At 60.1% G+C, this 24,777-nt stretch carries 19 protein-coding genes and 1 pseudogene; 12 read left to right on the top strand and 8 right to left on the bottom strand.

All coding sequences use genetic code 11. The features are described 5' to 3' along the window. Positions 1-42: 42 nt before the first annotated feature. The 5 genes and pseudogenes from rplM (at position 43) to ABSE61_RS26885 (ending at position 3,269) form a co-directional block, all read left to right on the top strand. Positions 43-507, top strand: a complete 465-nt coding sequence (rplM, locus tag ABSE61_RS26905; RefSeq protein WP_423874184.1) for a 50S ribosomal protein L13 — start codon at positions 43-45, stop codon at positions 505-507. Position 508: 1 nt separating this feature from the next. After that, complete coding sequence (gene rpsI / locus ABSE61_RS26900; protein WP_423874183.1) at positions 509-985, top strand: 30S ribosomal protein S9; 477 nt, start codon at positions 509-511, stop codon at positions 983-985. 232 nt (positions 986-1,217) lie between these two features. Continuing rightward, positions 1,218-2,435, top strand: coding sequence for a GGDEF domain-containing protein (locus ABSE61_RS26895; protein ID WP_423874182.1), 1,218 nt, complete (start codon positions 1,218-1,220; stop codon positions 2,433-2,435). A 55-nt stretch (positions 2,436-2,490) separates the two neighbouring features. After that, a pseudogene (locus tag ABSE61_RS26890) lies at positions 2,491-2,718 on the top strand (hypothetical protein); the annotation flags it as partial. 257 nt (positions 2,719-2,975) lie between these two features. Continuing rightward, positions 2,976-3,269, top strand: a complete 294-nt coding sequence (locus ABSE61_RS26885; RefSeq protein ID WP_423874181.1) for an antibiotic biosynthesis monooxygenase family protein — start codon at positions 2,976-2,978, stop codon at positions 3,267-3,269. Between the two features lie 2 nt (positions 3,270-3,271). On the opposite strand, the gene ABSE61_RS26880 is transcribed toward ABSE61_RS26885, so the two are convergent. Continuing rightward, positions 3,272-4,399 carry an AI-2E family transporter gene (locus ABSE61_RS26880; RefSeq protein ID WP_423874180.1) on the bottom strand — a complete coding sequence of 376 codons (1,128 nt, stop codon included), beginning with the start codon at positions 4,397-4,399 and terminating at the stop codon, positions 3,272-3,274. A gap of 227 nt (positions 4,400-4,626) precedes the next feature. Here ABSE61_RS26880 and ABSE61_RS26875 point away from each other — a divergent pair, with 227 nt between their 5' ends. Next, on the top strand, positions 4,627-5,400 hold the full coding sequence (locus ABSE61_RS26875) for a gamma-glutamyl-gamma-aminobutyrate hydrolase family protein (protein WP_423874179.1): 774 nt from the start codon (positions 4,627-4,629) through the stop codon (positions 5,398-5,400). Positions 5,401-5,652: 252 nt separating this feature from the next. Here ABSE61_RS26875 and ABSE61_RS26870 read toward each other — a convergent pair whose 3' ends face one another. Next, positions 5,653-7,482 carry a 2-dehydropantoate 2-reductase gene (locus tag ABSE61_RS26870; RefSeq protein WP_423874178.1) on the bottom strand — a complete coding sequence of 610 codons (1,830 nt, stop codon included), beginning with the start codon at positions 7,480-7,482 and terminating at the stop codon, positions 5,653-5,655. A gap of 718 nt (positions 7,483-8,200) precedes the next feature. Further along, positions 8,201-9,178: a Bug family tripartite tricarboxylate transporter substrate binding protein gene (locus ABSE61_RS26865; protein ID WP_423874177.1), complete on the bottom strand. Its 978-nt coding sequence runs from the start codon at positions 9,176-9,178 to the stop codon at positions 8,201-8,203. A gap of 405 nt (positions 9,179-9,583) precedes the next feature. On the opposite strand from ABSE61_RS26865, the gene ABSE61_RS26860 reads away from it, so the two are divergent. Further along, positions 9,584-10,021, top strand: coding sequence for an NIPSNAP family protein (locus ABSE61_RS26860; protein WP_423874176.1), 438 nt, complete (start codon positions 9,584-9,586; stop codon positions 10,019-10,021). Between the two features lie 214 nt (positions 10,022-10,235). Continuing rightward, a complete protein-coding gene (locus ABSE61_RS26855; RefSeq protein ID WP_423874175.1) occupies positions 10,236-11,303 on the top strand; it encodes an extracellular solute-binding protein in 1,068 nt (355 codons plus the stop codon). Positions 11,304-11,344: 41 nt separating this feature from the next. On the opposite strand, the gene ABSE61_RS26850 is transcribed toward ABSE61_RS26855, so the two are convergent. From ABSE61_RS26850 to ABSE61_RS26840, 3 genes are read right to left on the bottom strand one after another with little or no spacing between them, the layout of a single operon-like run. Next, positions 11,345-11,533: a hypothetical protein gene (locus ABSE61_RS26850; RefSeq protein WP_423874174.1), complete on the bottom strand. Its 189-nt coding sequence runs from the start codon at positions 11,531-11,533 to the stop codon at positions 11,345-11,347. Continuing rightward, a complete protein-coding gene (locus tag ABSE61_RS26845; RefSeq protein ID WP_423874173.1) occupies positions 11,530-12,330 on the bottom strand; it encodes an acyltransferase family protein in 801 nt (266 codons plus the stop codon). Before ABSE61_RS26845 ends, ABSE61_RS26850 begins: the two co-directional genes overlap by 4 nt. Before the next feature lie 10 nt (positions 12,331-12,340). Beyond that, positions 12,341-12,577 carry an acyltransferase family protein gene (locus ABSE61_RS26840; protein ID WP_423874198.1) on the bottom strand — a complete coding sequence of 79 codons (237 nt, stop codon included), beginning with the start codon at positions 12,575-12,577 and terminating at the stop codon, positions 12,341-12,343. A 340-nt stretch (positions 12,578-12,917) separates the two neighbouring features. On the opposite strand from ABSE61_RS26840, the gene ABSE61_RS26835 reads away from it, so the two are divergent. The 3 genes from ABSE61_RS26835 to ABSE61_RS26825 all read left to right on the top strand — a co-directional run bounded on the left by ABSE61_RS26835 (position 12,918) and on the right by ABSE61_RS26825 (position 20,741). After that, the gene (locus ABSE61_RS26835) at positions 12,918-15,356 is read left to right on the top strand and encodes a hybrid sensor histidine kinase/response regulator (RefSeq protein WP_423874172.1); all 2,439 of its coding nucleotides are present in this window, start codon (positions 12,918-12,920) and stop codon (positions 15,354-15,356) included. 253 nt (positions 15,357-15,609) lie between these two features. After that, positions 15,610-19,851: a response regulator gene (locus ABSE61_RS26830; protein WP_423874171.1), complete on the top strand. Its 4,242-nt coding sequence runs from the start codon at positions 15,610-15,612 to the stop codon at positions 19,849-19,851. 527 nt (positions 19,852-20,378) lie between these two features. Continuing rightward, positions 20,379-20,741 (top strand): hypothetical protein, encoded by a 363-nt coding sequence (locus tag ABSE61_RS26825; RefSeq protein ID WP_423874170.1) that lies wholly within the window; start codon positions 20,379-20,381, stop codon positions 20,739-20,741. A gap of 243 nt (positions 20,742-20,984) precedes the next feature. On the opposite strand, the gene glnA is transcribed toward ABSE61_RS26825, so the two are convergent. Both glnA and ABSE61_RS26815 read right to left on the bottom strand, forming a co-directional pair. After that, positions 20,985-22,394, bottom strand: a complete 1,410-nt coding sequence (gene glnA, locus ABSE61_RS26820; protein ID WP_423874169.1) for a type I glutamate--ammonia ligase — start codon at positions 22,392-22,394, stop codon at positions 20,985-20,987. A 190-nt stretch (positions 22,395-22,584) separates the two neighbouring features. Next, positions 22,585-22,923 (bottom strand): P-II family nitrogen regulator, encoded by a 339-nt coding sequence (locus ABSE61_RS26815; RefSeq protein WP_072824146.1) that lies wholly within the window; start codon positions 22,921-22,923, stop codon positions 22,585-22,587. 350 nt (positions 22,924-23,273) lie between these two features. Between ABSE61_RS26815 and ABSE61_RS26810 the strand changes: the two genes are divergently transcribed. Continuing rightward, a complete protein-coding gene (locus ABSE61_RS26810) occupies positions 23,274-24,773 on the top strand; it encodes an NAD(P)H-hydrate dehydratase (protein WP_423874168.1) in 1,500 nt (499 codons plus the stop codon). Positions 24,774-24,777: the final 4 nt, after the last annotated feature.

The raw sequence follows: 24,777 nt of genomic DNA, 5'->3' as shown, positions 1-24,777 counted from the left end.
CGCGACTAATGCGCGCCTTTCCCTTTTTCACGGATTACTCACATGAAAACGTTTTCGGCAAAGCCGGCCGAGGTAACGAAGAAGTGGGTGTTGATCGACGCCAAGGGTTTGGTGGTCGGACGCCTCGCTTCACTGGTTGCCATGCGCCTTCGCGGCAAACATCTTCCGACCTACACGCCCCATGTCGACTGCGGCGATCACGTCATCATCATCAACGCGGCGCATGCCGTGCTGACCGGACGCAAGCGCGACAACAAGGTCTATTACAATCACACCGGCTTCATCGGCGGCATCAAGGAACGCACCGCAAAGTCGATCCTCGAGGGTCGCTTCCCGGAGCGTGTGGTGGAGAAGGCCATTGAGCGCATGATCCCGCGCGGGCCGCTCGGCCGGGTGCAACTGGGAAATCTGCGCGTGTATCCGGGTGCCGAGCATCCGCACGAAGCCCAGCAGCCGGAACCGCTCGACATTGCCAAGATGAATCGCAAGAACATGAGGGCCGCATAAGATGGCTGAAACTGTGCAGTCGCTCGATCAGTTGTCGCAACTCAAGCCGGCAACTCCCGAAGCGCCGAAATACGTCAAGAAGGTCGATAAGTTCGGCCGTGCCTATGCCACCGGCAAACGCAAGGACGCGGTCGCTCGCGTCTGGATCAAACCCGGCGCCGGCAAGGTGACCGTCAATACCCGCGAGGTCGAAGTTTACTTCGCCCGCCCCGTGCTGCGGATGATGATTCAGCAGCCGCTGATCGCCGCCGCCCGCGCCGGCCAGTATGACGTGATCTGCACCGTTACCGGCGGTGGCCTCTCGGGCCAGGCGGGTGCGGTACGCCACGGCATTTCGAAGGCGCTCACCAATTTCGAACCCGATCTGCGCACCGTGCTGAAGAAGGGTGGTTTCCTCACCCGCGATTCACGCGTGGTCGAGCGCAAGAAGTACGGTCGCGCCAAGGCTCGCCGCTCGTTCCAGTTCTCGAAGCGCTAATTGCTTCGTTAAAATTAGCCGCAAGCGCGGCCTATAACGAACATCCAAAAGCGCCCCCTGCGGGCGCTTTTTCTTTTCGCATTTTAATGATGAGTTGACGCAGTTTTTCCTGAAAACTTGCGCTTCGAGTCAAACGGATTGCCAAGGTGGCGGGTTTAGCTTGGCAAATGCGAAGGTCCCGTTTCGGCCTGCGCGCGTTGCAATTGTGCATCACAAACTTTTCGGTGACACCATGTCGCTCGATACTTCCACGCTTTATGCCGTCGCTGCGATGATCGCGGCGTTGCTGGGAATGATGCTTTTGTTCTTTGGTCTTCAGGAGAAGATTGCCGCGCTGAAGTGGTGGGGATCGGCCTACCTGTTGGGAGCCGTCTCCGTGGCGCTGTGGACGTTCGGCACCGCCAGGTTCGGCAATATGTTCGCGCTGGCGCTGAACGCCGTTGGCTTTTTGACCTGCGGCATGGTCTGGAATGCGTCGCGGCTGTTTCACGGTCGTAAACCGAATTATCCGGGCCTGGTGCTCGGCGCGTTGGTCTGGATTGCTGCGGTCATGACGCTGTCGCCCGGCGCGACAGCGCTGCGGATGACCATCGGAGCAGGGATCGTCGCCGTCTATGCAGCGCTGACGGCTACCGAATTGTGGAGCGAACGCCGCCGGACCCTGCGCAAGCGCTGGCCGTCGGTCGCTGTCCCCGTGCTGCACGGGTTCGTGCTGATGTTGCCGATTCTGCTTGGCGATCTCCTGCACCCGCATGATCGCGCCTTTGACGACAGCATCTGGGTCACGGTGTTCGCCATCGAACTGGTGCTTTACGCGGTCGGCACCGTCTTCCTGATCTTCATGCTGGTTTCCGAGCGCGCCGTGACCGTGCACAAGAATGCCGCCTCGGTCGATCCGCTGACCGGCATGTTCAACCGCCGCGGTTTTGCGGAAGCCTGTTCGCGGGTCATCGAGCGCGAAGCCAATGGCGGGCGTCCGGTAACGGCGATGATCTTCGATATCGACCACTTCAAGTCGATCAACGATCGCTTCGGCCATCCCGCAGGCGACGAGATCCTCAAATTGTTCTCGGCCGTCGTGGTGAACAACCTGCGTATCGCCGATCTGTCGGGACGCGTCGGCGGCGAAGAGTTCGCTGCCCTTCTGACATGCCCGCTCGAAGAAGGCGTGATCGTGGCTGAACGCGTGCGGGAAGCTTTCGAGGCCTCCGGCATCGTTTGCGAGGAAGGCCCGGTCGATACCACCGTGAGCATCGGTGTGGCCGGCGGCCCGGCCGGCACCGAACTCGAGGTACTGCTCGCCGCCGCCGACACCGCGCTGTATCAGGCCAAACGCGGCGGCCGCAACCGTGTCGAGGCCGCCGAAGAATTGCCGCTGTCGCTGGAACACTGGCGTCGCAAGAGCGCCGGCTCCGCGCGGCCGGTCACGGGAGTGCCGCGGCTGGCGTAGACACGGATGCGGATGGTAACCCGCTATTTACCATCTGCTTTGTACCCTTGCGGACATGGAGTCGATCCGCAGGCGTAATCCCGAAGTCCTTCTGAGCTCGCTCGAAGCAGCCGCTGTATCCGCCCGTGGCGGCTTCGCCTGCATGTTCTCGACCGCGGAAGAGTATGAGGCGGCGCTGATTTCCGAGCGTCGCGCCAGTGGTCGTTACAATGCCAGATCGAACAGATGGCCCGCGATCATGTTCATCGGCTGCTCCATGATGATCATCGGTACGGTTTTGCTCTTCAAGCGAATGCAAGGGCGCCTTTCGCGGGCGCCCCTTTTCTTTTTCGCTGGCTCGGTTACAGACTAGAGTTCCGATTCCGAAGTTCGCACGGTGCCGCGGCAGCCTCTGATGCGAACTTCGGAATCAAAGGAACTCTAGCAACTTATTGATTCTAGTGCGGCCTTGAATTTGAAGTTCCTATAATGAACTTGCCGCGATACTAATAGGAAACTTCAAATTCGCCGCACTAGCCTCCCCAATCGAGAGGCACAACAATGGTCACCGAAATCGCCCAGATCGAAGTCAAACCCGGCACCGAAAAGGATTTTGAGGCCGCCGTCGCCAAGGCCAAGCCGCTGTTCGCGCGCGCCAAGGGCGGTAAGGGCATGGAGCTCCACAAATCAGTCGAAAAGCCAACGCGCTACCGGCTGTTCGTCAAATGGGAGACGCTGGAGAACCACACCGTCGATTTCCGCGGCTCGGAAGACTTTCAGGCCTGGCGCGGGCTGGTCGGCCAATATTTCGCGAGCGCGCCCGAGGTCGAGCATACCGAAACGGTGGTGAGTTGATCTCAAGCGGTTGCTGTCTCGGGTAACGGCTCCTCGGTCTTGAAGTGATCGATCAGCACTTTGACGATCGCCATCAGCGGCAGCGCCAGCGAAATGCCCCAGATTCCGAACACGATGCCGAGCAGGATCTGGAACGCAAACAGCGTGGCAGGCGGAATATCCAGCGCCTGCCGCTGCAGGATCGGCGTCAGGATATAGCTCTCCAGCGCATGGACGCCCAGGAACAGCCCGAAGGCGCTGGCGGTCGCGATCCATCCGGATGATAGGCTCGCCAGCAGGACGATCACGCCCGCGACAATCGCGCCGACGGTCGGAATGAACGCCAGCAAGCCCGCCTGAATGCCCAGAATGAACGAGCCGGGGATGCCGATGATGGCCAGCCCGAGCCAGGTTACGGCGAACACGGCCGTCATCACGACGATCTGCGCGATCAGCCACCGCTCCAGCGTGTCGCTGATCTTGTCGATGATGACCGTTGCCCGCGCGCGGTGTTTGGCCGGCGCCAGATACAGCAGGCCGTTCCGGTAGACGCTCGGCTGTGCGGCGAAGGTCAGCCCGAGAAAGATCACGATAAAGAAGTTGCCGACCGCGCTCAGCGTGCCCAAGAGGAGTTTCAGCGTCTGGCTCACAATGGCGCCGCCGCTCGATGCAAGGGCGTCCGCGCCGGGAAGGCTGTGCGTCGGGCTCGGGCTCGTGCTGGGTGTGGCGGGGGTGGACGGACCCGACGACGGTTTTGCCAGATCCAGATAGCTGGTGTCGATCCCGTTGCGGTCGAGGAAGGCTTTGACGTTGACGAGTTGAGATTTGATCGTGTCGCTGAGCGCGGTCGCCTGCTGGGCGATGGTGGTACCGCCTAGGAAAATCGCGCCCGACAACAGCCCGGCCGACACCAGGCACACGATGGCGAGCCGAAGCCAGTGCGGCCATCCGACCAGGCGGCCGAGCAGGTGCGTCATGGCGTTAAGCGTCACGCCGAGCAGCACGCCGGCAAAGATCAGAAACAGCGTCGCCGCAAAGGCCCAGGTGAATAGCAACAGGCTCGCGAAGGCCACGGCGGCGATACCGCCAACGGAAATGGCCCAGGCGAGATCGTTTCGAGGCTCACGGCGATCGTCCGATGACAGCGGCACGTTTTCTTAACTCCAGGAGTTGCAGACCCACTCTTTGGTCAAATACGGCCGGGGATCAAGCCGGGCGAGGGGTTTTGGGGCCGATCCGCGGCCTAGGGAACTTTGGGCCGGTGAGGAATGAATATGTCGCAGGGCAGGGCAGCCGTGGAAAATGATCCTAAATTATTGATCCGGCGCAGATGCAAGTGCATTATCCTCCTGTCGAAAGGTTACGCGATGGAAGGGGCATGAGAAGGAAGCCGGTTGTTGGTGTGATCGGGAATTCGCACCGCCTCGAAGCTCGCTTTGACGTCCAGGCGGTTGGCGAGCGAAACCTTCGCGCCATCGCCGAAGTAGCCGGCGCTTTGCCCCTGATCTTTGCCGGTTGCCCCGACATCACCGACGTTTCCGCGCTGCTCGACGTGGTCGACGGCATTGTGCTGACCGGCGCCCGCGCCAATGTTCATCCGACCCGCTTCAAGTCCACGCCCGACGCCAAGCACGAGCCCTACGATATCAAGCGCGACGAGGTGGCGTTGACCCTGTCGGAGGCCTGCGTTGCCCGGGGTATCCCGCTGTTCGGCATCTGCCGGGGCCTTCAGGAGATGAACGTCGCTTTCGGCGGATCGTTGCATCCGGAGATCCGCGAATTGCCGGGCCGGATGAACCACCGGATGCCGCGGCTAGAGACCGGCGAAATCCATCCCGATCCCAAGGTGATCTTCGCCGACCGCCATGAGGTCCGGCTTCTCGCCGGCGGCGCCTTTGCCGAGTTGTTCGGCTGCGACACCATCCGCGTCAATTCGCTGCACGGTCAGGGCATCCTCGATCCCGGCGAACGGGTCGTGGTGGAGGGGATCGCGGAAGACGGCACGATCGAGGCCATTCGAATTGCGGAGGCGCCGTCCTTTGCGCTCGGTGTGCAGTGGCATGCCGAATATGATCCGCAGCGCAATCCGATCAACCGCGCGCTGTTTCAGGCCTTTGGCAAGGCGCTGCTCGAGACCAAGCGGGTGGCGTAGGTTTTCGTCGCGGGCGCCTTCACCTCACTCTCTCTTCGTCATTCCAGGGCAGCCCCAACGGGTCGCGCGAATGCGCGCCCGATGACAGGCTCCGGGCTGAACCCGGAATCCATTTCTCCCAATATTCATGTGGCGCCATGGATTCTCAGGTGCGCAATTGCGCACCATAGCTCGCTGGTCCAGCGCAAAATTGAAGTCAATTTTGTCGCGGACTCGCGCCCGGAATGACGATTATGGACCGGCTCCGTCTCCTCACGCCGCCTGGCTGATTTTCTCGACCTTCACGCCGCCGCCTTCCAGCACCATCACCTTGTTGAGCAGCTTCACCAGCGCATAGACCGATTGGATCGCGGGCGCGGGCGTATTGGTCAGCTTCGCCATTTCCAGGATCGAGCCGATCAGCGCCTCGGTTTCCAGCGAACGGCCGGCCTCGACGTCCTGCAACATCGAGGTCTTGTGGGCGCCGACGGCTTCCGCGCCTGCAATGCGCTTGTCGATGGTGACACGGAAGCTGACGCCAAGTTTCTGCGCGATGTCCTGCGCTTCCTTCATCATGGTCGCGGCGAGATCGCGCGTCTCGGCGAACTGGCAGATATCGACCAGCGTCGCATGCGTCAGCGCCGAAATCGGATTGAACGACAGATTGCCCCAGGCCTTGAGCCAGATTTCCGAGCGAATATCCGGCAGCACCATCGATTTCAGCCCGGCCTTGATGAAGACGTCGTGCAACTCCTTCACCCGCGGCGTCTCCTTGCCGTCGAGTTCGCCGATCGGGAAACGATCGCCTTCGACATGGTGGATGACGCCCGGCGCGGTTGCCGCGGCCGCAGGATAGACGACGCAGCCGATGATGCGGCTGGCGTCGATGTGCTTGGTCAGCACGCCTGTGGGATCGAGGCTTTGCAGCCGTTGATTATCGTATTGGCCGCCGAGCTTCTGGAAGTACCACCACGGCAGCCCGTTCTGTACCGTGAGCACAATGGTATCGGGGCCGAGCAGGCTGTCGATGTCGCGCACGACCTGCTCGAGGAAATGGGCCTTCACCGCCAGCACGACGATGTCCTGCTTGCCGGCTTCGGTCGCCTTGTTCACGGCCTTCATCTTGGCGGTCTGGACCTTGCCGTCGTGCCATTCGAGTTTGAGGCCGTTCTTCTGGATCGCGGCCAGATGCGCGCCCTGGTCAATGACGGTGACCTCGTCGCCCGCGAGCGCAAATTTCGCGGCCAGCAAACCGCCGATCGCGCCGGCGCCGACCACGCAGATCTTCTTCGGTTTGGGCGGCGCGCCCAACAGATACGGGCTCGGCAGCACCTGGTCGAAGGCGTTGGAGAGGCTGCCGACGCCGTTAATGACGATATCGACGACGTTGTGGGCGTCGCCCATGGTGCCGGCGCCGAGCGAGGTGCCGCAGGCGATGATGTCGCCGGGCATCAGGCTGACGTCCTTCGAGATCGCGGCCACGAGGCGATGCGGCGGGAAGAACATGTCGGCGACGGGATAGTTCTGCCGCTCCTTGCCGTTCAGCACGGTCTTGACCGACAGCTTCATCGGGTCGAGGCCGGTCGAGATCACCGGGCCGAACACGCCGAAGGTATCAAAACTCTTCGAGCGCGCCCATTGCTCGAACGATTTGTCCTTGCGCAGCAGATCGACGGCGGTGACGTCGTTCACACAGGTGTAGCCGAAGATATAGTCGCCAGCCTCGGCTTCGGTGATGTTGAAGCACCTCTTGCCGATGACGATGCCGAGTTCGCCTTCATAGATGATCTTGCCGGTGTAGGTCGCCGGACGCTCGATCGGCTTGTTGGCCGGATGGTAGGCGTTCGGTGCTTTCAGGAACCACAGCGGTTCTTTCGGCTCCTTGAAGTCGTTCTTGGCGGCGAGTTGGTGGAAATTGTTCCAGAGGCAGATCATCTTCGAGGGATCGCAGGGCGTTCGAAGCTGCACGTCCGCAAGTTTCAGCGCCTCGCCGGCCGGCTTTGCGCCACCGAACATGTCGCCGGAATGCACGATGATCGTATCGCCTTCCAGGATGCCGAAGCCACTCTTGCCGGCTTGCTCGAACCTAACCCACTTGGCCATTGATTGCCTCCCGATGATGTCGGTGGCGTCGTTGCTGGGCGCCATCCGTTGGCGGCCATCTTAGTCCCGATCCCGTTCCTCGCAATCATGCACTGCATCAATCGAACGCGAGCCACGCGTCGGCGGCCTCGCGGCCGCTAGGCCCGAGTTCTTATGGAAATTTGCCCCCTTTTCAGCAGAGGAGCGGGGAAAGCCGGATGCCAAGCCGCACCCGCAGCCTCGTGCGCAAAAGTAAAAAGCACACGAGTAAGTCACCACAGGTTTGGCCAGCAACGCCGGCTTTCCCCGCGCGAATGGTTTTAACGGTTTCCTTTGCGCTCCCCGGTGACCGGGCTTTGTTGTCACCATCCCCGGCGTGAAGCGTCAGCTTCATCGCCGAGTTAGCCTCAGCATCGAGAGGCCAGGACCACACGACTTCGCCGTCCGCGAAAGGTGCCGTTCGTCGTTCGGCACCTCCGCGTCCATCGCATCCCGCACCCAACGTTCGTGACGACCGCGAAGCGCCCCTCCTGGAAGAGCGCGGGACGGCCAAAGGAAGTGGAGGTGATTTGCCCGACGGCACAAGCTATTTTTTTGGAAGCAGCACTACGCCGATGCGGCGAATTGGCACGACGGGCAAATCAGTTCATGTCGTCGCGAATGAGAGTCAAGAGAAGAAAGGCGCCGCCGCTCTCACAAGCTCGACGCCACTTTTCCGGCAAGATGAAACCGTTGGAAATCACTCCGGCTTGATGTTGGCTGCCCGGACTACTTTTCCCCACTTCCCGGTTTCATTTGCAATCAGCTTGCCGAATTCCGCAGGCGAGCCGGGTAACACACTGCCTCCGAGGTCGGCGAGCCGTGCCTTGAATTGGGGATCGGAAAGGGCGGCATTGATCTCCCGGTTGAGCTTGTCGATGATCTCGACGGGGGTTTTCGCGGGAGCCCCGACGCCGAGCCAGGCGCTCGCTTCGTAACCCGGCACGAACTCACCCACCGTCGGCAGGTCGGGCAACACTTCCGAGCGCGCGGCCGTGGTAACGGCCAAGGCGCGCAGCTTGCCCGTCTTGATGTATTCGATCGTCGCGGGCGTGACACAAAACATCACCTGGACCTGACCTCCCATCAGATCGGCCAGCGCGGGTGCCTCCCCGCGATAAGGAACGTGAACCATGTTGATGCCGGTCATCGCCTTGAACAACTCGCCGGCCAGGTGAGTGGCGCCGCCGGTGCCGCCCGACGCCATGGCGACCTTGCCCGGGTTGGCCCGGGCATAAGCGATGAACTCCGGGACGGTCTTGATCGGCAAAGAGAGATTGATTTCCATGACATCTGGCATGCTCAAGATGGCTGCAACGGGCGCGATGTCGCGGCTGAAATTGAAGGGCAGCTTGTCGTAGAGCGTCGCATTGATCGCATTCGGTGTACCGGCCATCAGTAGCGTATAGCCATCCGGTGGCGCGCGCACGACCACCTCGGTGCCGATATTACTGCCAGCGCCCGTCCTGTTCTCGATAACCAGCCGCTGGCCGAGCCGCTCCGATAACGCCTGACCAAGCAGACGCGCGACGATGTCGTTGGTGCCGCCGGCCGCAAAAGCCACGATCAAATGCACCGGCCGCGTTGGATAGGTCTCTGCCCTTGCAATACGCAAGACGGCTGGCAGGACGACGGCACCCGCGGTCAGATGCAGAAAAATTCTACGGGAAGATTTCATGATGATGCCCTTAAAGCTTTTGCGATGACAGCTTGGTTAAGGAAGCTGACCGCGCGAGCGCCATAGGAACGAAACGTCAATTTGCTTTGGGACGGCTCGCCCGCCGGAGGCACAATCGCTGCCTTTGACTTCACGGAACGTCGGCAAGTCCCGAATGGCAGCTCTCAGATTAGATTACAACGGCCGACGGCAAGTGCGGAAGGGGCACGATAATCGTCTGTGGCACGAAGCGGGCATGCGCGGTCTAGCCGATGATGTCTGCGATCGGGGCCGAAGCCGACATCTCTGTTCGGCGAAGGGCCATCTCTGGTTAGGAAGCGCGACGACACCCTAAAAAAGGACGCGCGCGTAACCACTTCGTGTTATTCCGAGGGGCAATTTAGTAACTTAAGTGGGGAAACAATCATGACGACAAAGTTGATCGTACGGGCGCTTTTCGCTCTCCTGATAACTGGGGCCGGTGTTTTTTCGGCCGAGGTTTCGATGGCCCAGTCGATGGATATAGGCAATCGAATATATGAACTCAGAACCTACACCACGTTGCCAGGGCGGCTTCCGGCGCTGAACAAGCGATTTGCCGATCACACCATACGGCTATTCGCGAGACACGGAATCAAGAGTGAGACGTACTGGATTCCGACTGACGACGCGCGAAAGGACAACACGCTGATTTATGTTCTGTCGCATGATAGCCAGGAGGCTGCTGACAAGAACTGGAAGGAATTCCAGGCCGATCCAGAATGGATCAAAGCCCGCGAGGCAAGTGAGGCCGATGGTAAGATTCTCGCCAAGCCACCCGAGCGGGTCTTTATGAAGATGACCGATTACTCCCCCGGCAAGTAGCAAGCAGGATCTTGGCGAGGACAACGCTAGCGCCCGGCCGGCACTTCGATTTTTGAGCACGCCGCCGTTTTCCCAGCTCCAGGCTGCATCCCGGCATGACGACGGTTAGGTGCGGCGAATTGGCAACTTACTGATCCATTGTAATGGTGTTGCCGCGCGCAAGGTCGGCTAACGTGGCCGCACCAATAAAAACAAGATCGGTTGGGAGAGGCTCATGGGTAAACGAAACTGGTCGCGCCGGGAGATGCTCGGAGTATCCGCCGGCTCTGTGGCCGCGACGCTTTTCGCCGAGCCGTTGAGAGCAGCCGCGCCGCCGGCGACCGCCGTTACGCCCGAATTGATCGAAGCCGCGCGCAAGGAAGGCAAGGTCAACTACTACGCGGCGATCGAACTCAACGTGGCCGAACGCCTGGGAAAGATGTTCGAGGCCAAATATCCCGGCATGTCCGTGCGGGTCGAGCGGTCCGGCGCCGAGCGTATTTTTCAGCGCATCGCACAGGAGAACGACAGCGGCATCCATGCGGTGGATATCGCCAACTCCACTGACGTCTCGCATTATCTCGAATGGAAGAAGAACGGCTGGCTCGCGGCTTTTCTCCCCGAAGACGTCATCAAGTATTTCCCCGCCGATCAGTTCGATTCCGAAGGGCTGTACGCGACCTCATGCGCCTGGCTGGAAGCGATCGGCTACAACACCAACCTGGTAAAGGCGGAGGACGCGCCGAAAAGCTATGCCGACCTGCTCGATGCGAAATGGTTGGGCAAGATGGTCAAGGGCCATCCCAGTTACAGCGGCGCCATTCTAACGACGACGTTTGTGCTGTCGCGCGATCTCGGCTGGCCATATCTGGAGAAGCTGGCACAGCAAAAGGTGATGCAGGTGCAGTCGGCGGGCGACCCGCCAAGGAAGATCGCGCTCGGCGAACGCGCCGTGATGGCCGATGGCAACGACTACAACGTGATCCTGTTCAAGGATCAGGGCAAGCCGGTGGAGGTGGTGTATCCGGCCGAGGGCTCGCCGCTGATCATCGTGCCGAGCGGGGTGTTCAAGGACGCGCCGAACCCGAACGCGGCTCGGCTATTCCAGAGCTTCTTTTTCAGCCGCGAGGCCCAACAGATGATGGTCGACGAATTTGCCCATCGCTCGTTCCATGCCGAGGTCAAGCCGCGGGCCGGACAAAGGCCGATGTCGGAAGTGAAAATGCTAAAATCCGATCCAGTCGCGGTGCAGGCAGCCAGCGAAGAACTCAAGGCGCATTACGCGAAGGTGTTCAGGGTTTGAAAGGTGCCCCGAAACTCTACGGCTTCGGATTATATCGGAGCCTATGACGTAGCCGGAATGTTGAGCTCCGCGCGGGCGACCACGCTGTTTTGCTGTGGCGATTGTTCAGATCGCGCCCGGAAAAGCTTGCGCAGGTAAGAACGTCCGGCGACCTCGACTTCCCGATAGGTGAAGATAGCGATCAATAACGTGGCGCCAAGCATGGCAAGCAGAAGCCAGGCGGAATTCATCGACGACAGGTTGTCAGCTTTTTCGACCCATTGCTGGCGAGCAGCTTGGTCATAAGAAACTGCACGAACCCATGCGCCAGATAAAGTGAATACGAAATGTTTCCGAGCCACACTAATGGTGCGGCGTTCAGAATCGGCGCTGCGCGTCCGGTGTTCATGACCGCCGCCAGGATGACGGCCGGAAATCCTACCACGATCATCAAATCCGAAATGCCGAAATGGAGGAGCACAAGCACGCCAAAAAAAATTGTGACGATCGCGGTGTCGCTTTTCAACCAATCAGGCCAAAGCTTCTCTCGGAAACCGGCGTAGAGCAACGCGCCGAAAACAAACTCGGGCAGACAACGCAGCAGGGTAATCGGACCATCCCATTGGTTGAAATCGCCGCCGCCCAACCAGGCGAACAGACACAAGGCCAACAGGGCAGCCCCCGCCAACAGCATTTTTCTCGATCTATTGGCCTGCGCAATAAAGGGAAGCGCGAGAGGGAAAAGAAAGTACGCGAAGAATTCCACGCTGATTGACCAGGCCGGAAAATTCCAGGCCAGTTCGCGCGCCTTTAACCCCTGAAGCATGCCCACGTTTGCAAGAAGAGCAGTCAAAGACCGGGCGCCGTAGACCGGTATCGAGTCGAATTTTCCGACGGTGCTATATTCGTAAAAGCTGAAAGCCAGCGTCGCGACCACGAACTGGCCGAGGTTAAAGAGATGCAGCGGATATAGCCGCGCTACCCTTGCACCGATGAAGCTCCAATAGTCTTTGCCTGGGCGACAGCTTCCGAGGTAAACGTGCGCCAATAGACGTGGCTCAAAACCAATAGACGTGGCTCAAAACAAAGCCGCTCAACATGAAAAAGATGTCGACGGCGAGATATCCTTTATTGAACACCCAGCTGAATTGCTCCGGCCGAAAGGCGAAGTAGACAACGGCATAGTGGAAGCAGATGACCCAGATTGCTGCTATTCCACGCAACGGCGTCAGCGATTGAATCTCCTGAGTTTCCATTTGTTTTGCTCGCCATTCCCGTCGCCTGCTTTTGATCACGGTCAACGTTCCCGGCCCCATGACGTTTCGGCGGCAATGGCAGGCCCAGGGATTTACGCATGCAGCTTGGAATGGAACGAATTGGCCGTCCGCCTCGCCTGAAAAGTGCGCCCTATGGGTGTTTCGGGTTACCGATTTTAACATCGTGAAAATAGCAGGCGCACCCAGGTCGGCGTCTCTTGCTTATTCTGCGTGCCGTGATGGAACTCGCCGCCAGGCTGACCGTTAATGGTTTGGCCTCGTGCGATTTTCCGCACAAATCAGCGACGTTGCATCCATCTCTGTTTTTGACAATCATTTGCGGCTTACACCCGCAGACGGGCATGACGAGTTCAGAAACTTGAACGACGGTTTGGGCGGGGCGGCGGCAGCCGAAAATCTACGCCAGCATGTGCTGGAAATCGCGCGCGAGCGCGACAACGCCTATCAGGCGTTGCAGGAGCGCGAAGCCGAGCTTGCGCGCATCCAGCGGATCGGCCGCGTGGGTGGGGTCGAGGTCGATCTCCGCAGCGGATTTCGCAATCGCCGCTCTCCGGAATATCTGCTGATCCATGGGCTGCCGCCTGAGGCGGCCGGCGAGAGTCACCAGGACTGGGTCAACCGCATTCATCCCGACGATCGGGAAGCAACCGAGCAACAATTCCTTACCGCTATCGCGGGCAGGGATGAGGACTACACGGCCGAATATCGCATCATACGGCCCAGCGACGGCGAGTTGCGCTGGATCGGCGTGGTGGCCAGGATTGAGCGTGACCCAAGCGGACGGGCCATCCGGCTGCTCGGGGCTCACATCGACATCACCGACCGAATGCTGGCGCAGCAGAGCTTACGTGAAAGCGAGCAGCGCTTTCGTCTGATCGCGAATAGCGCGCCGGTGCCGATCTGGGTGACCAAGCTTGACCGGACGCGCTCCTTCGCCAACAAGGCTTATGTCGATTTTGTCGGGCTTCCCTACGAGGAAGCGGTCGTTTTCGACTGGCGCAAGGCGCTCCATCCGGACGATCTGGCGCGGATTCTCAAAGAGCAGATCGAAGGCGAATCCTCCCTGAAGCCGTTTGTGCTGGAAGCGCGGTACAAGCGCGCCGACGGCGAGTGGCGTTGGCTGCGCTCGGAATCGCAGCCCCGGTGGGCTTCGACCGGAAAACATATCGGATTCATCGGCGTTGCCCACGACATCACCGCGGCCAAGAACGCGGAGATGGGACTACGGCGGCTCAATGAAACCCTCGAGCAGCGCATCCTCGAGCGAACCGCCCAGCTGGAGGCCAGCGAAGCGAGAATGAGAGCCATTCTCGAAAGCAGCCACCAATATCAGGTCCTGCTGAGTCCCGAGGGAAGTGTGGTCTATGCCAACAGGACAGCGCTGGCAGGCATCGGGGCCGAAGCAGCCGACGTAATTGGAAAGCTCTATTGGGACACGCCATGGTTTGCCGGAACCGAGGGGGTGCCCCAAGCCATACGTGAAGGCTTCGTTCGGGTGATGCGGGGTGAAAACGTCCTGATGGATGATCTCATGCTCGATCTACCCATCGGCAGCCGTTTCTTTGATTTCACGATGCGGCCAGTCTTTGATCGATACGGCAAGGTTACCGGAGCGGTGCCGGAGGCGATCGACATCACGGAGCGGCGGCAAAGCGAGGAGGCGTTGCGTCAGTCGCAGAAAATGGAGGCGATCGGACAACTCACCGGCGGCGTTGCCCACGACTTCAACAATCTGCTGACCATCATCCGTTCCGCGACCGATTTTCTGCGCCGCCGCGATTTGCCCGAGGAGCGTCGTCGTCGCTACATCGACGCGATCTCCGATACCGTGGAGCGCGCCGCCAAATTGACGACGCAACTGCTCGCCTTCGCTCGCCGGCAACCGTTGAAGCCGGAGATCTTTGATGTGAGCGGCCAGGTTGAAAGCTTTGTGCAGCTCATTCGTCCGCTGGTCGGCAGCCGTATCCGGGTTGAAACCGATATCGCCGATACGGAATGCTTTGCGATTGCCGACGTTGCACAATTTGAAACCGCATTGATCAATCTTGCAGTTAACGGGCGAGACGCCATGGAGGGAGAAGGCCGGCTGACCATCGCGGTGAGGAAAGTCGATTCAATTCCAGCGTCGCGTGGCGAGAGTGAAAGGAGTGGAGCTTACGTCGCCATTTCGGTCGAGGATACCGGAACAGGAATCGCGCCGGAAAATCTCGCAGCGATCTTCGAGCCATTCTTTACGACCAAGGAGGTCGGCAAGGGTACCGGGCTCGGCCTTAGCCAGGCCTTTGGCTTCGCCAGGCAGTCCGACGGCGACGTCGCTGTGGTGAGCGAGTTCGGCAAGGGCGCCACATTCACCATCTACCTGCCGCGAGCTGCACCACCTGCACCGGCGGCACAGATGGACGCCATCATCAGTGAGACTTCATCTTCCGGCCGGGGGCATTCCGTGCTGGTCGTCGATGACAATGAAGAGGTTGGGCGGTTTTCCGCCGAGCTGCTGGAGGACCTGGGATATATCGTCAGACGCGTTACAAACGCCAAGGAAGCCCTGGCGCTCTTGGCCGAAAACGAGTTTGCCGTCGATCTGGTTTTTTCCGACGTCATCATGCCCGGGATGAACGGCGTCGAGTTCGCGATCCTGCTTCGTGAGCGCTATCCCGGTCTTCCAGTGGTGCTGACGAGCGGATACAGCAACGTGCTTGCGGAAAATGCCCATAGCGGCTTTGAGCTGATTCAGAAGCCTTACTCCGTTGAATTACTGTCGCGCATCCTGCGAAAGGCGGTGTCCGAAAAAGGGTAGGATGTCGAGGTCGCATACTTCGTTGCACGAAGAAAAACCCGAACCAACGCCAGAACGGGCTTTCAGGTTCCATGCAGACTGATTTTACTGTGAGGTCTTTGCCGCTGCAGCGCGCCTCGCGAGCTTGCTCGTCGAAAGCGTTCTGATAAATAATTAGCTCCGTTTCGATCGTTTTCTGAACGATTACTCTCTGTTTTGATTATGAATCTCGCTGCTGCTCGGAGTTCCAGCGGCGCTCTCACCGGGTGGCTGTATGGACACACTTATTAGCCGGAGCTTTGGCGTCACCGAGGGGGCGGGGCCGGTACGCGCTCTGATGCGCGCTTGCGATTGGTCAGAGACCCCGCTCGGGCCTCCAGATACCTGGCCGGCCAGCCTGTCTGCGGTCGTGCGGGTGATGCTGACGTCTCGATTTGCCATGTGGATGGCATGGGGGCCCGAACTCACGTTCCTCTGCAATGACGCCTATTTGCCGACAGTCGGGATCAAGCGCGATTGGGTGATCGGAAGCCGATCGGACCGCGTGTGGGCCGAGATCTGGCCCGACATCGGTCCGCGCATCGATCAGGTCCTGAAGACCGGTGAAGCCACCTGGGATGAGGCGCTGCTGCTTTATCTGGGAAGGAGCGGATTTCCCGAAGAGACCTATCACACCTTTTCCTATTCGCCGCTTGCGGACGACGGCGGCGCCATCAACGGGATGTTGTGTGTAGTTGCCGAGGTTACCGAGCGCGTGATCGGCGAGCGGCAATTGGCGACGCTGCGCGATCTCGGTTCGAGACTGGCCGCCGGCGCCGTCAGGTCAGACGTAATGTCCGCTCTTTTGCAGAGTCTCGAAAAGCATCCGCAAGACATTCCGTTCGCAGCCCTCTATTTCGTCGGCTCCGGTGACGAGCCGGCGCTGGCGGCTGTTCACGGCCTCGAACTTCCCGCGACATGTCCGTGGTCGTTTTCCGGATTGAGCGAAGCCACGATCGTGTCGGTTGCCCCGCAACTCGTGAACAATCTGCAGCCCGCGCATTGGCAAAAGCCGCCGTCGCAAGCCCTGATATCGCCCCTGATTACGACGGAGGGAAATGCTCCGATCGGTTTTCTGGTCGCGGGACTTAATCCGCATCGTTTGCTGGACGACGAATATCGCGGCTTTATCGGATTGTTGGTATCGCAAATCACGGCGGCGGTTGCGCGTGCCGACGAATACGAGCGCGAGAGAAAGCGGGCCGAGTCTTTGGCCGAGCTTGACCGCGCGAAAACCGCCTTCTTCTCAAACGTCAGCCACGAGTTTCGCACCCCTCTGACGCTGATGCTCGGGCCGCTGGAAGACGCTTTGGCTGCCGAATCCGATCAAGGCCCGCAGAAGCAGCGCCTGGATACGGTGCTGCGCAACGCATTGCGCCTGCTTCGGCTCGTCAATTCACTGCTCGATTTTTCCCGCATCGAGGCCGGCCGCATCGATGTGAGATTTCAGCCCACCGATCTTGCCGGCCTGACCGCGGAACTGGCCTCATCCTTCAGGGCGGCGATCGAACGTGCCGGCATGACGCTGAAAGTCGATACCAGGCCGCTCTCCCAGCCGGCTTACATCGATCGCGACATGTGGGAGAAAATCGTCCTCAACCTGCTTTCGAATGCCTTCAAGTTCACCTTGGAAGGCGGGATTTCCGTCGAACTTCATCAGGCGGCTTCCTCCGTCGTCCTGACTTTGTCCGACACGGGCGTGGGCATACCCGCAGCCGAGCTTCCCAAATTGTTCGATCGTTTCCATCGCGTCGAGGGAGTCAAAGGCCGAAGCTTCGAAGGATCCGGCATTGGACTGGCTCTCGTCCAGGAGCTGGTGAAGATCCACGGTGGTCGCATCGAGGTCGAAAGCGGGGTCGGGAAGGGAACGACGTTTACGGTCACGATGCCGTTAGGCTCCGCGCATCTCCCAGTCGATCGGATCAAGGCCGCGGACGAGGAGGTCGTTTCTCCGGTGCGAACCCAATCGTTTGTCGAAGAGGCATTGCGTTGGCTGCCCGGCGGTAATGCAGGCGTCGATATCGTCGACGAGGTCCCGGCCGCAGCACCATTGATTGCATCTGAATACAAGGGCCGGATTGTCGTGGCTGACGACAATGCTGATCTCAGAGGCTACATCGCCCGTCTGTTGGTCGAGAGCGGCTACACGGTTGAGCTTGCTCCTGACGGAAATGCGGCCCTTGAGATTTTGCGACGAAGCCGGCCCGATCTGCTTGTGACCGACGTGATGATGCCGGGCCTGGACGGCTTCGGTCTTCTTCGAGAGGTGCGAGCGGACCCGAAGTTGGTTGATCTGCCGGTGATCATGCTGTCCGCTCGCGCAGGCGAGGAGGCCAAGGTCGAAGGACTGGACGAAGGCGCCGATGACTATCTGATCAAGCCTTTCTCCGCCCGCGAATTGCTGGCGCGAGTCTCAGCCAATATCGGCATGGCCCGCATTCGCGCGCAGGCGGCTGCCGCGATCACGGCCAGCGAAGCGCGCGAACGCGAGCAGGCCGAACGCGTCCAACTTGCGCTCGATGCCGGCGCGATCGTCGGCACCTGGGTCTGGGATGTCGAGGCCGATCAGCTTACCGCCGATGAGCGCTTCGCACGGACCTTTGGTCTCGACGCTGAAAAATGCCGAAACGGCATCCGCCTGTCCGACGCCGTTGCCTCGGTTCATCCGGACGACCTCCAAAGAGTGGAGCAGGCGGTCGAGGAAGCGTTGGCCCGCGGCGGTTCCTACCGCTGCGAATATCGCGTGAGGCAGCGCGAGGGCCACTATCGCTGGATCGAAGCCAACGGCCGCGTGGACAAGGATGCGAACGGAGCTGCCCGGCGCTTTCCGGGCGTCTTGATCGACATCGAGCATCGACGCCAGATCGAGAGTGCGCTGCGGGAGTTGAATGAGCAGCTGGAGTCGAAGGTCGCTGCGGCTATCGCCGAGCGCGAGAAAATGGAAGAGGCGTTGCGTCAATCGCAAAAGATGGAGGCTGTCGGTCAACTGACCGGTGGTATCGCGCACGATTTCAATAATCTTCTGACGATCATTACGGGCAACGTCGAAATGGCGAGACGGGCTCTTTCAACCGGAGAAAGCGTTCGCGCCACCCGCGCGATGGATAATGCGTTTAAAGGCGCCGAGCGTGCCGCTTCGCTGACGCAGCGGCTGCTAGCCTTTTCGCGGCGCTCGCCGCTGGCGCCCAAACCCATCAACGTCGATCGGCTGGTCTCCGGCATGGCTGATCTGCTGCATCGATCGCTCGGAGAAACCATAAAACTTGAAACCGTCTCCAGCCCCGGTCTTTGGCAAGTCGAAGCCGATCCCAATCAATTGGAAAGCGCACTTTTGAATCTCGCCGTGAATGCGAAAGACGCTATGGAGCGGGGCGGGACGCTAACGATCGAAACGGCGAATGCCCGCCTCGACGAAGAATATTCTGCCGCCCACGCCGAGGTTTCCCCCGGTAATTATGTCGTCATTGCCGTCACCGATACCGGGCACGGCATGAACCGCGATACGCTCGCTCGCGTGTTTGATCCGTTTTTCACCACCAAGGAAGTTGGAAAAGGCACGGGTCTCGGACTTTCAATGGTTTACGGCTTTGTCAAGCAAAGCGGTGGGCATGTGAAAATCTATTCGGAGCCAAATTCGGGCACGACGGTCAAAATATACCTGCCACGTCTTCTTAACGCGGCGGAAGATGAAGAGAAGATCGAAAGGGCAGTCGATCGCGGCGGACAGGACCATGCGATATTGGTTGTCGAAGACGATCACGACGTTCGAGCCTACACGGTCGAGATCTTGCGCGAGCTCGGCTATCGCGTGTTGGAGGCTCACGATGGACCGACCGCGCTCAGGCTGATCGAAATGCTGGACCAGCGGCTCGATTTGCTGTTCACGGATGTCGTAATGCCCGCGATGTCCGGCCGTGAGCTCGCCGACGAAGCCCGGCGCATCCGGCCATCGCTCAAGGTGCTGTTTACGTCAGGCTATACAAAAAATTCCATCGTGCACAATGGACGGCTCGACCCGGGCGTCGAAATCATCAGCAAGCCGTTCACTTACCAGGCGCTCGCGGAAAAGATTGCGGACGTGCTCGACATCGGTCGAACCGGACGGGTTCTGCTCGTAGAGGACGATCCAACGGTCCGGATGTTTGTGTCGGAAGCGCTGGCGGCTGTCGGCTTGCTCGCCGATCAGGCTGGCGCCGCTGCGGAGGCCGTCGGGAGGGTAAGAGCTGCCCAGGGTCGGTATGATGCGGTTCTGATCGATGAGATGTTGCGCGATAAAAAAGGCGAGGCTCTGGCCAGAGAGCTTCGCGCCATGCATGCCGATTTGCCGCTGCTCATCGCCAGCACAGGACAGGATCAGGGACTGAGCGCGCGGTTTCTCGATGACCGTCGTGTCGCGATCATCGAGAAGCCGTACAACGCGGCCAGACTCCGCGCCGCGTTGGAGCAGCTCGGTGTCCGATGTCGGTCTCCCCGCTAGTTCCAGATTTAACGCTTTCAGCCGGCATTCAGCTTAACGAAGGGGTTTTGTTGCGGGGGACTTTGCCCGCGATAAAATCAATTCAGTCGCGTGCCGCGGCCATATGCAGCGGCCTCGCTCCATTTAGTGAATAGATTAACGAGCGTGGTCTCGTGCTGAACGATTTAGAAGATCAATTTAATTCCGGATTCCGTCCCGCCTGGGCTCGCGTCTGGCATATTTGGCACCTGATGATTCCGCGGCGTGCCATCGATGGCGCGATCGTGTGGGGCCGCGTGTGGCGCCGACACGATGGCCGGCGATGGATTTACAAGCCCATCGTGGATTTCGAAGAGCTATAAATATCGGCGCGGCCGGAATATCGTGGTGCGCCGCATGGTTTAGGTGTGCCGGTTTCGAAAATGCCGTAAAACTGGACCAGGCAACGCGCATCGCGAGCGGAGCGTTGGCCTTTGCCGTTAACCCTTGACCTGGCACTCGCCTCACGTGAACAATGGCGGAGTGCCGATTGCCGCTCGGGGGCTGGCATGAAACGTTTCGACATGATCGTCATGTTTGCGAGCCTTTGGCTGCTCGCCTCGATGGTGCTTGACGTCCTGACCCCACAAGAACTAACGGTTTGCGCGATCGGAGCCGCGCTCGCGCCTGCGACCGCGATATCGGCGCTGCTGTACTGGCTGGAAGTGCCGAGGATCGATTTTGCGGTGTGTTTTTCGGTGCTTTGGATGGTCACCGGGATGGTGCTCGAACTGATCTCGCCAGTACCGCTGTCGCCGTTGATGATCGTTGTGACGATCGTGCCGATGGTGGTCGTGGGGGCTGTCATCAATTTTCAATGCTGGCGGCGTTCGTTCGCGCCAGCCGCGACGAATGTCGAACAGGCTAACTGAAGTTCGTTGCCACATTGCGTCTAGTGGTCCGATTCTAACATTCGCATCCCTTCTCAGCGGGCACCTTTGCGAATGTTAGAATCCAAGGACCACTAGCAAATATGGGTTTCTAGTGAAGTTTTGGATTTGACATTCGCATTGCGAATCCTCGGCTGAGGTGTAGCGAATGTCAAATCCACTCCACTAGCATGAAAAAGGGCGCCATGAGGCGCCCCTTTTGTTTTTGTAAATTCGCCCGCCGACTTACAGCGAGTAGTACATCTCGAACTCGACCGGGTGCGGCGTCATTTCGAAACGTTCCACTTCGGTCATCTTCAGTTCGATATAGGCGTCGATGAAGTCGTCGTCGAACACGCCGCCGTTCTTCAAGAACGCGCGGTCCTTGTCGAGATTTTCGAGCGCCTCGCGAAGCGAGCCGCACACCGTCGGGATCGCCTTGAGTTCTTCCTTCGGCAGATCGTAGAGGTCCTTGTCCATCGCCGGACCCGGATCGATCTTGTTCTTGATGCCGTCGAGGCCCGCCATCAGCATCGCGGCGAAGCCGAGATAGGGATTGGCCATCGGATCGGGGAAACGCACTTCGACGCGCTTGGCCTTCGGGTTCGACGTATAGGGGATGCGGCAGGAGGCCGAGCGGTTGCGCGCGGAGTAGGCGAGCAGCACTGGGGCTTCATAACCCGGCACCAGACGCTTGTAGGAGTTGGTAGAGGGGTTGGTGAAGGCGTTGATTGCTTTGGCGTGCTTGATGATGCCGCCGATGTAATTCAGGCACATCTCGGAGAGGTCGGCATACTTGTTGCCGGCGAACACCGGTTTGCCGTCCTTCCAGATCGACTGGTGGCAGTGCATGCCCGAACCGTTGTCGCCATAGACCGGCTTCGGCATGAAGGTGGCCGTCTTGCCGTAGATATGCGCGACCTGATGGATGCAATATTTGTAGATCTGCATCTGGTCGGCCATCAGCGTCAGCGTGTCGAACTTCATGCCGAGTTCGTGCTGGGCGGAGGCCACTTCGTGGTGATGCTTCTCGACTTTGACGCCCATCTTGGCCATGGCGCCCAACATTTCGGAGCGCATGTCCTGCACCGAGTCCTGCGGAGGCACCGGGAAATAACCGGCCTTGGTGCGGATGCGGTGGCCGAGATTGCCGCCCTCATATTCGGTGTCGGAGTTGATCGGCAGTTCGGAGGAGTCGAGCTTGAAGCCGGTGTTGTAAGGCGTGGTCTGGAAGCGAACGTCGTCGAACACGAAGAATTCGGCTTCGGGGCCGAAGAACACGGTGTCGCCCACGCCCATCGACTTGACCATGGCCTCGGCCTTCTTGGCCATGCCGCGGGGGTCGCGGTTGTAGGGCTCGCCCGTGGTCGGCTCCAGCACGTCGCAGGTTATGACCATGGTGGTCTCGGCGAAGAACGGATCGATCGTGGCGGTGACCGGATCGGGCATCAGGCACATGTCGGATTCATTGATCGCCTTCCAGCCCGCGATCGAGGAGCCGTCGAACATGGTGCCCTCGGCGAAAATATCGTCGTCGATCATGGTGATGTCGAAGGTGACGTGCTGCCACTTGCCGCGCGGATCGGTAAAGCGCAGATCGACGTATTTGACGTCGTTGTCCTTGATCGACTTGAGGACGTCCTTGGCGGTCTTCATGAATCCCCCTTTTGGTGACTGTCTTGGTTTGGGGCCGCAGGACGGCACCCGGCACAAGGTCAATACAATCGGGGGATGCTCAACACAATATCGGAAAAGGCATGAAAATAGGCAGAGCAGCGCTGCCGGAAGGAAATCCGTCCCGCAACAACGGAATATCGTAGGAGATATCTATCGCAGTGGATTTCGCCTAGATCGCGTCGAGCCCGGATTCACCGGTCCGGATGCGGATGGCCTCTTCGATATTGGATACGAAAATCTTGCCGTCGCCGATGCGGCCCGTCTGCGCCGCGCGGCGGATGGCGTCGATCGCGCGCTCCACCAGTTCATCGGAAATAACGATTTCGATCTTCACCTTGGGCAGGAAGTCCACGATGTATTCGGCGCCGCGGTAAAGCTCGGCATGGCCCTTTTGGCGCCCGAAACCCTTGGCTTCGGTGACGGTAATGCCCTGAAGTCCGACTTCCTGCAGCGCTTCTTTAACCTCGTCCAGCTTGAACGGCTTGATGATGGCTTCGATTTTCTTCACAGGTTGCCTCCCGGCACTTTCTAGGGTCTCAAGACGTTCAGGTTTGTTGTCGCGATGGCGCGAATGGTTGGGTCCGCGGGTTGGCTAGACTGAGGTTGGCTCTCTCAAGCTCGCCGATCCGGAACTCGCTTCCTCGAAAGCAGGGTCTATGCCAAATTGTTAAGACGCCCGATTTTGGAATACTATCAATCTTTTAACGGGCACTGGAAGACCATCGGTGAGAATCGACCAATCATAGTGCAGCACTGCAATTAGGCAAATAGGTCAAATGGTGTGCGCCCATCCGGGCTCGGCCGTTTGACAATGCGAAAAGTGCCTTCGAAAAGGGCGTTTTTGTCAGGGGATTGGGCATGGAAGTTCTGACGACCGCCGAGATGGAGCGGGCCGACCGGCTTGCGATCGCGGCCGGCACGCCGGGCTTTTCCCTGATGCTGAGCGCGGGCCAGGCGGTCGCCACCGCAGCGATGGAGCTTGTCGCGGAGGGGCCGATCCTGGTGATCGCCGGTCCCGGCAATAACGGCGGCGATGGCTTTGTCGCCGCGGCTGAACTCGCCGCGCGCGGCCGGGACGTTTCCGTCATCCTATTGTGCGAGCGCGACAGCTTGCAGGGCGATGCGGCCTCCGCCGCGCGTGGCTGGAAATATCCGGTGCTGCCGTTCAACCCCCAGGCGATCGGGAGACCGGCGCTGATCATCGACGCGCTGTTTGGGGCTGGCCTCGACCGGCCGGTCAAGGGCGAGCCGCTGGATATGATCGAGGCGATCAACGCCGACGGTGCGCCGGTTCTCGCCGTCGATCTGCCGAGCGGCATCAATGGCACCACCGGCGCCGTCATGGGCACGGCAGTGCGCGCCATTGAGACCATCACCTTCTTTCGCCGCAAGCCGGCGCATCTGTTGCTGCCGGGACGGCTGAATTGCGGCCGCGTGCGTGTCGCCGATATCGGCATCGATGCGCGCGTGCTGATCGAGATCGCGCCCAAAACCTTCGAGAACATTCCATCGTCCTGGAGCGGCGCGTTTCCGGTCCCGACGATGGAGGGTCACAAGTATAACCGCGGCCATGTCGTCGTGGTGTCCGGCGGGATCGCCGCAGCCGGCGCGGCGCGGCTGTCGGCGCGAGGTGCGTTACGTGCGGGCGCAGGACTGGCGACGCTGGCCACGCCGCGCGAGGCACTGGCGGTCAATGCCTCGGCTTTGACGGCGGTCATGGTTCGACCCATCGACACCGTGGTCGAATTCGCCGAACTGCTGAACGAAAAACGCCTCAACGCCTACGTGATCGGGCCGGGCGCTGGCGTCGGCGAACGCACCGAGAATTTCGTGCTGACGGCGCTCTCAGTGAAGCGGGCGGTGGTGCTGGATGCGGATGCGCTGACGAGTTTTGCCGGCAACCCCGAGCGGTTGTTCGAGGCGATCAAGCGCATCCCGGACGCCCAGGTGGTTTTGACCCCGCATGACGGCGAGTTTCCGCGGCTGTTCAGCGACATCAGCAACAAACATCCATTGCGCTCCAAACTCGAACGGGTGAGGGCGGCGGCCGAGCGCTCCGGCGCGGTGGTGTTGCTGAAAGGGCCGGACACGACGGTGGCTTCGCCGGACGGCCGCGCGACAATCGCCGCCAACGCGCCGCCCTGGCTTGCGACCGCCGGCGCAGGCGACGTGCTGTCGGGTATGATTGCAGGGTTGTTGGCGCAAGGCGTGCCGGCGTTCGAGGCCGCTTCCATCGCGGTCTGGATGCATGGCGAGGCGGCGCAAGAAGCGGGGCCCGGGCTGATCGCGGAGGATTTGCCCGAGACGCTGCCTGCGGTGACGCGCCGTCTCTACGACGAACTGGGCGTCGAATACTGAGCGA

Origin of the sequence: Bradyrhizobium sp. (assembly GCF_049519115.1) — a bacterium.
In the GTDB taxonomy this organism is placed as follows: domain Bacteria; phylum Pseudomonadota; class Alphaproteobacteria; order Rhizobiales; family Xanthobacteraceae; genus Bradyrhizobium.
The sequence above is the reverse complement of the archived record's forward strand: the minus strand, read 5'-3'. Positions and strand labels throughout refer to the sequence as shown.

Bases quoted from the DNA above. Each gene is read 5' to 3' on its own strand.
- ABSE61_RS26860 (WP_423874176.1), top strand. From the start codon at position 9,584: ATGACGACAAAGTTGATCGTACGGGCGCTTTTCGCTCTCCTGATAACT.
- glnA (WP_423874169.1), bottom strand. From the start codon at position 22,394: ATGAAGACCGCCAAGGACGTCCTCAAGTCGATCAAGGACAACGACGTC.
- ABSE61_RS26830 (WP_423874171.1), top strand. From the start codon at position 15,610: ATGGACACACTTATTAGCCGGAGCTTTGGCGTCACCGAGGGGGCGGGG.
- ABSE61_RS26895 (WP_423874182.1), top strand. From the start codon at position 1,218: ATGTCGCTCGATACTTCCACGCTTTATGCCGTCGCTGCGATGATCGCG.
- ABSE61_RS26825 (WP_423874170.1), top strand. From the start codon at position 20,379: ATGAAACGTTTCGACATGATCGTCATGTTTGCGAGCCTTTGGCTGCTC.
- ABSE61_RS26810 (WP_423874168.1), top strand. From the start codon at position 23,274: ATGGAAGTTCTGACGACCGCCGAGATGGAGCGGGCCGACCGGCTTGCG.
- ABSE61_RS26875 (WP_423874179.1), top strand. From the start codon at position 4,627: ATGAGAAGGAAGCCGGTTGTTGGTGTGATCGGGAATTCGCACCGCCTC.
- ABSE61_RS26855 (WP_423874175.1), top strand. From the start codon at position 10,236: ATGGGTAAACGAAACTGGTCGCGCCGGGAGATGCTCGGAGTATCCGCC.
- ABSE61_RS26850 (WP_423874174.1), bottom strand. From the start codon at position 11,533: ATGAATTCCGCCTGGCTTCTGCTTGCCATGCTTGGCGCCACGTTATTG.
- ABSE61_RS26870 (WP_423874178.1), bottom strand. From the start codon at position 7,482: ATGGCCAAGTGGGTTAGGTTCGAGCAAGCCGGCAAGAGTGGCTTCGGC.
- rplM (WP_423874184.1), top strand. From the start codon at position 43: ATGAAAACGTTTTCGGCAAAGCCGGCCGAGGTAACGAAGAAGTGGGTG.
- ABSE61_RS26865 (WP_423874177.1), bottom strand. From the start codon at position 9,178: ATGAAATCTTCCCGTAGAATTTTTCTGCATCTGACCGCGGGTGCCGTC.
- ABSE61_RS26885 (WP_423874181.1), top strand. From the start codon at position 2,976: ATGGTCACCGAAATCGCCCAGATCGAAGTCAAACCCGGCACCGAAAAG.
- rpsI (WP_423874183.1), top strand. From the start codon at position 509: ATGGCTGAAACTGTGCAGTCGCTCGATCAGTTGTCGCAACTCAAGCCG.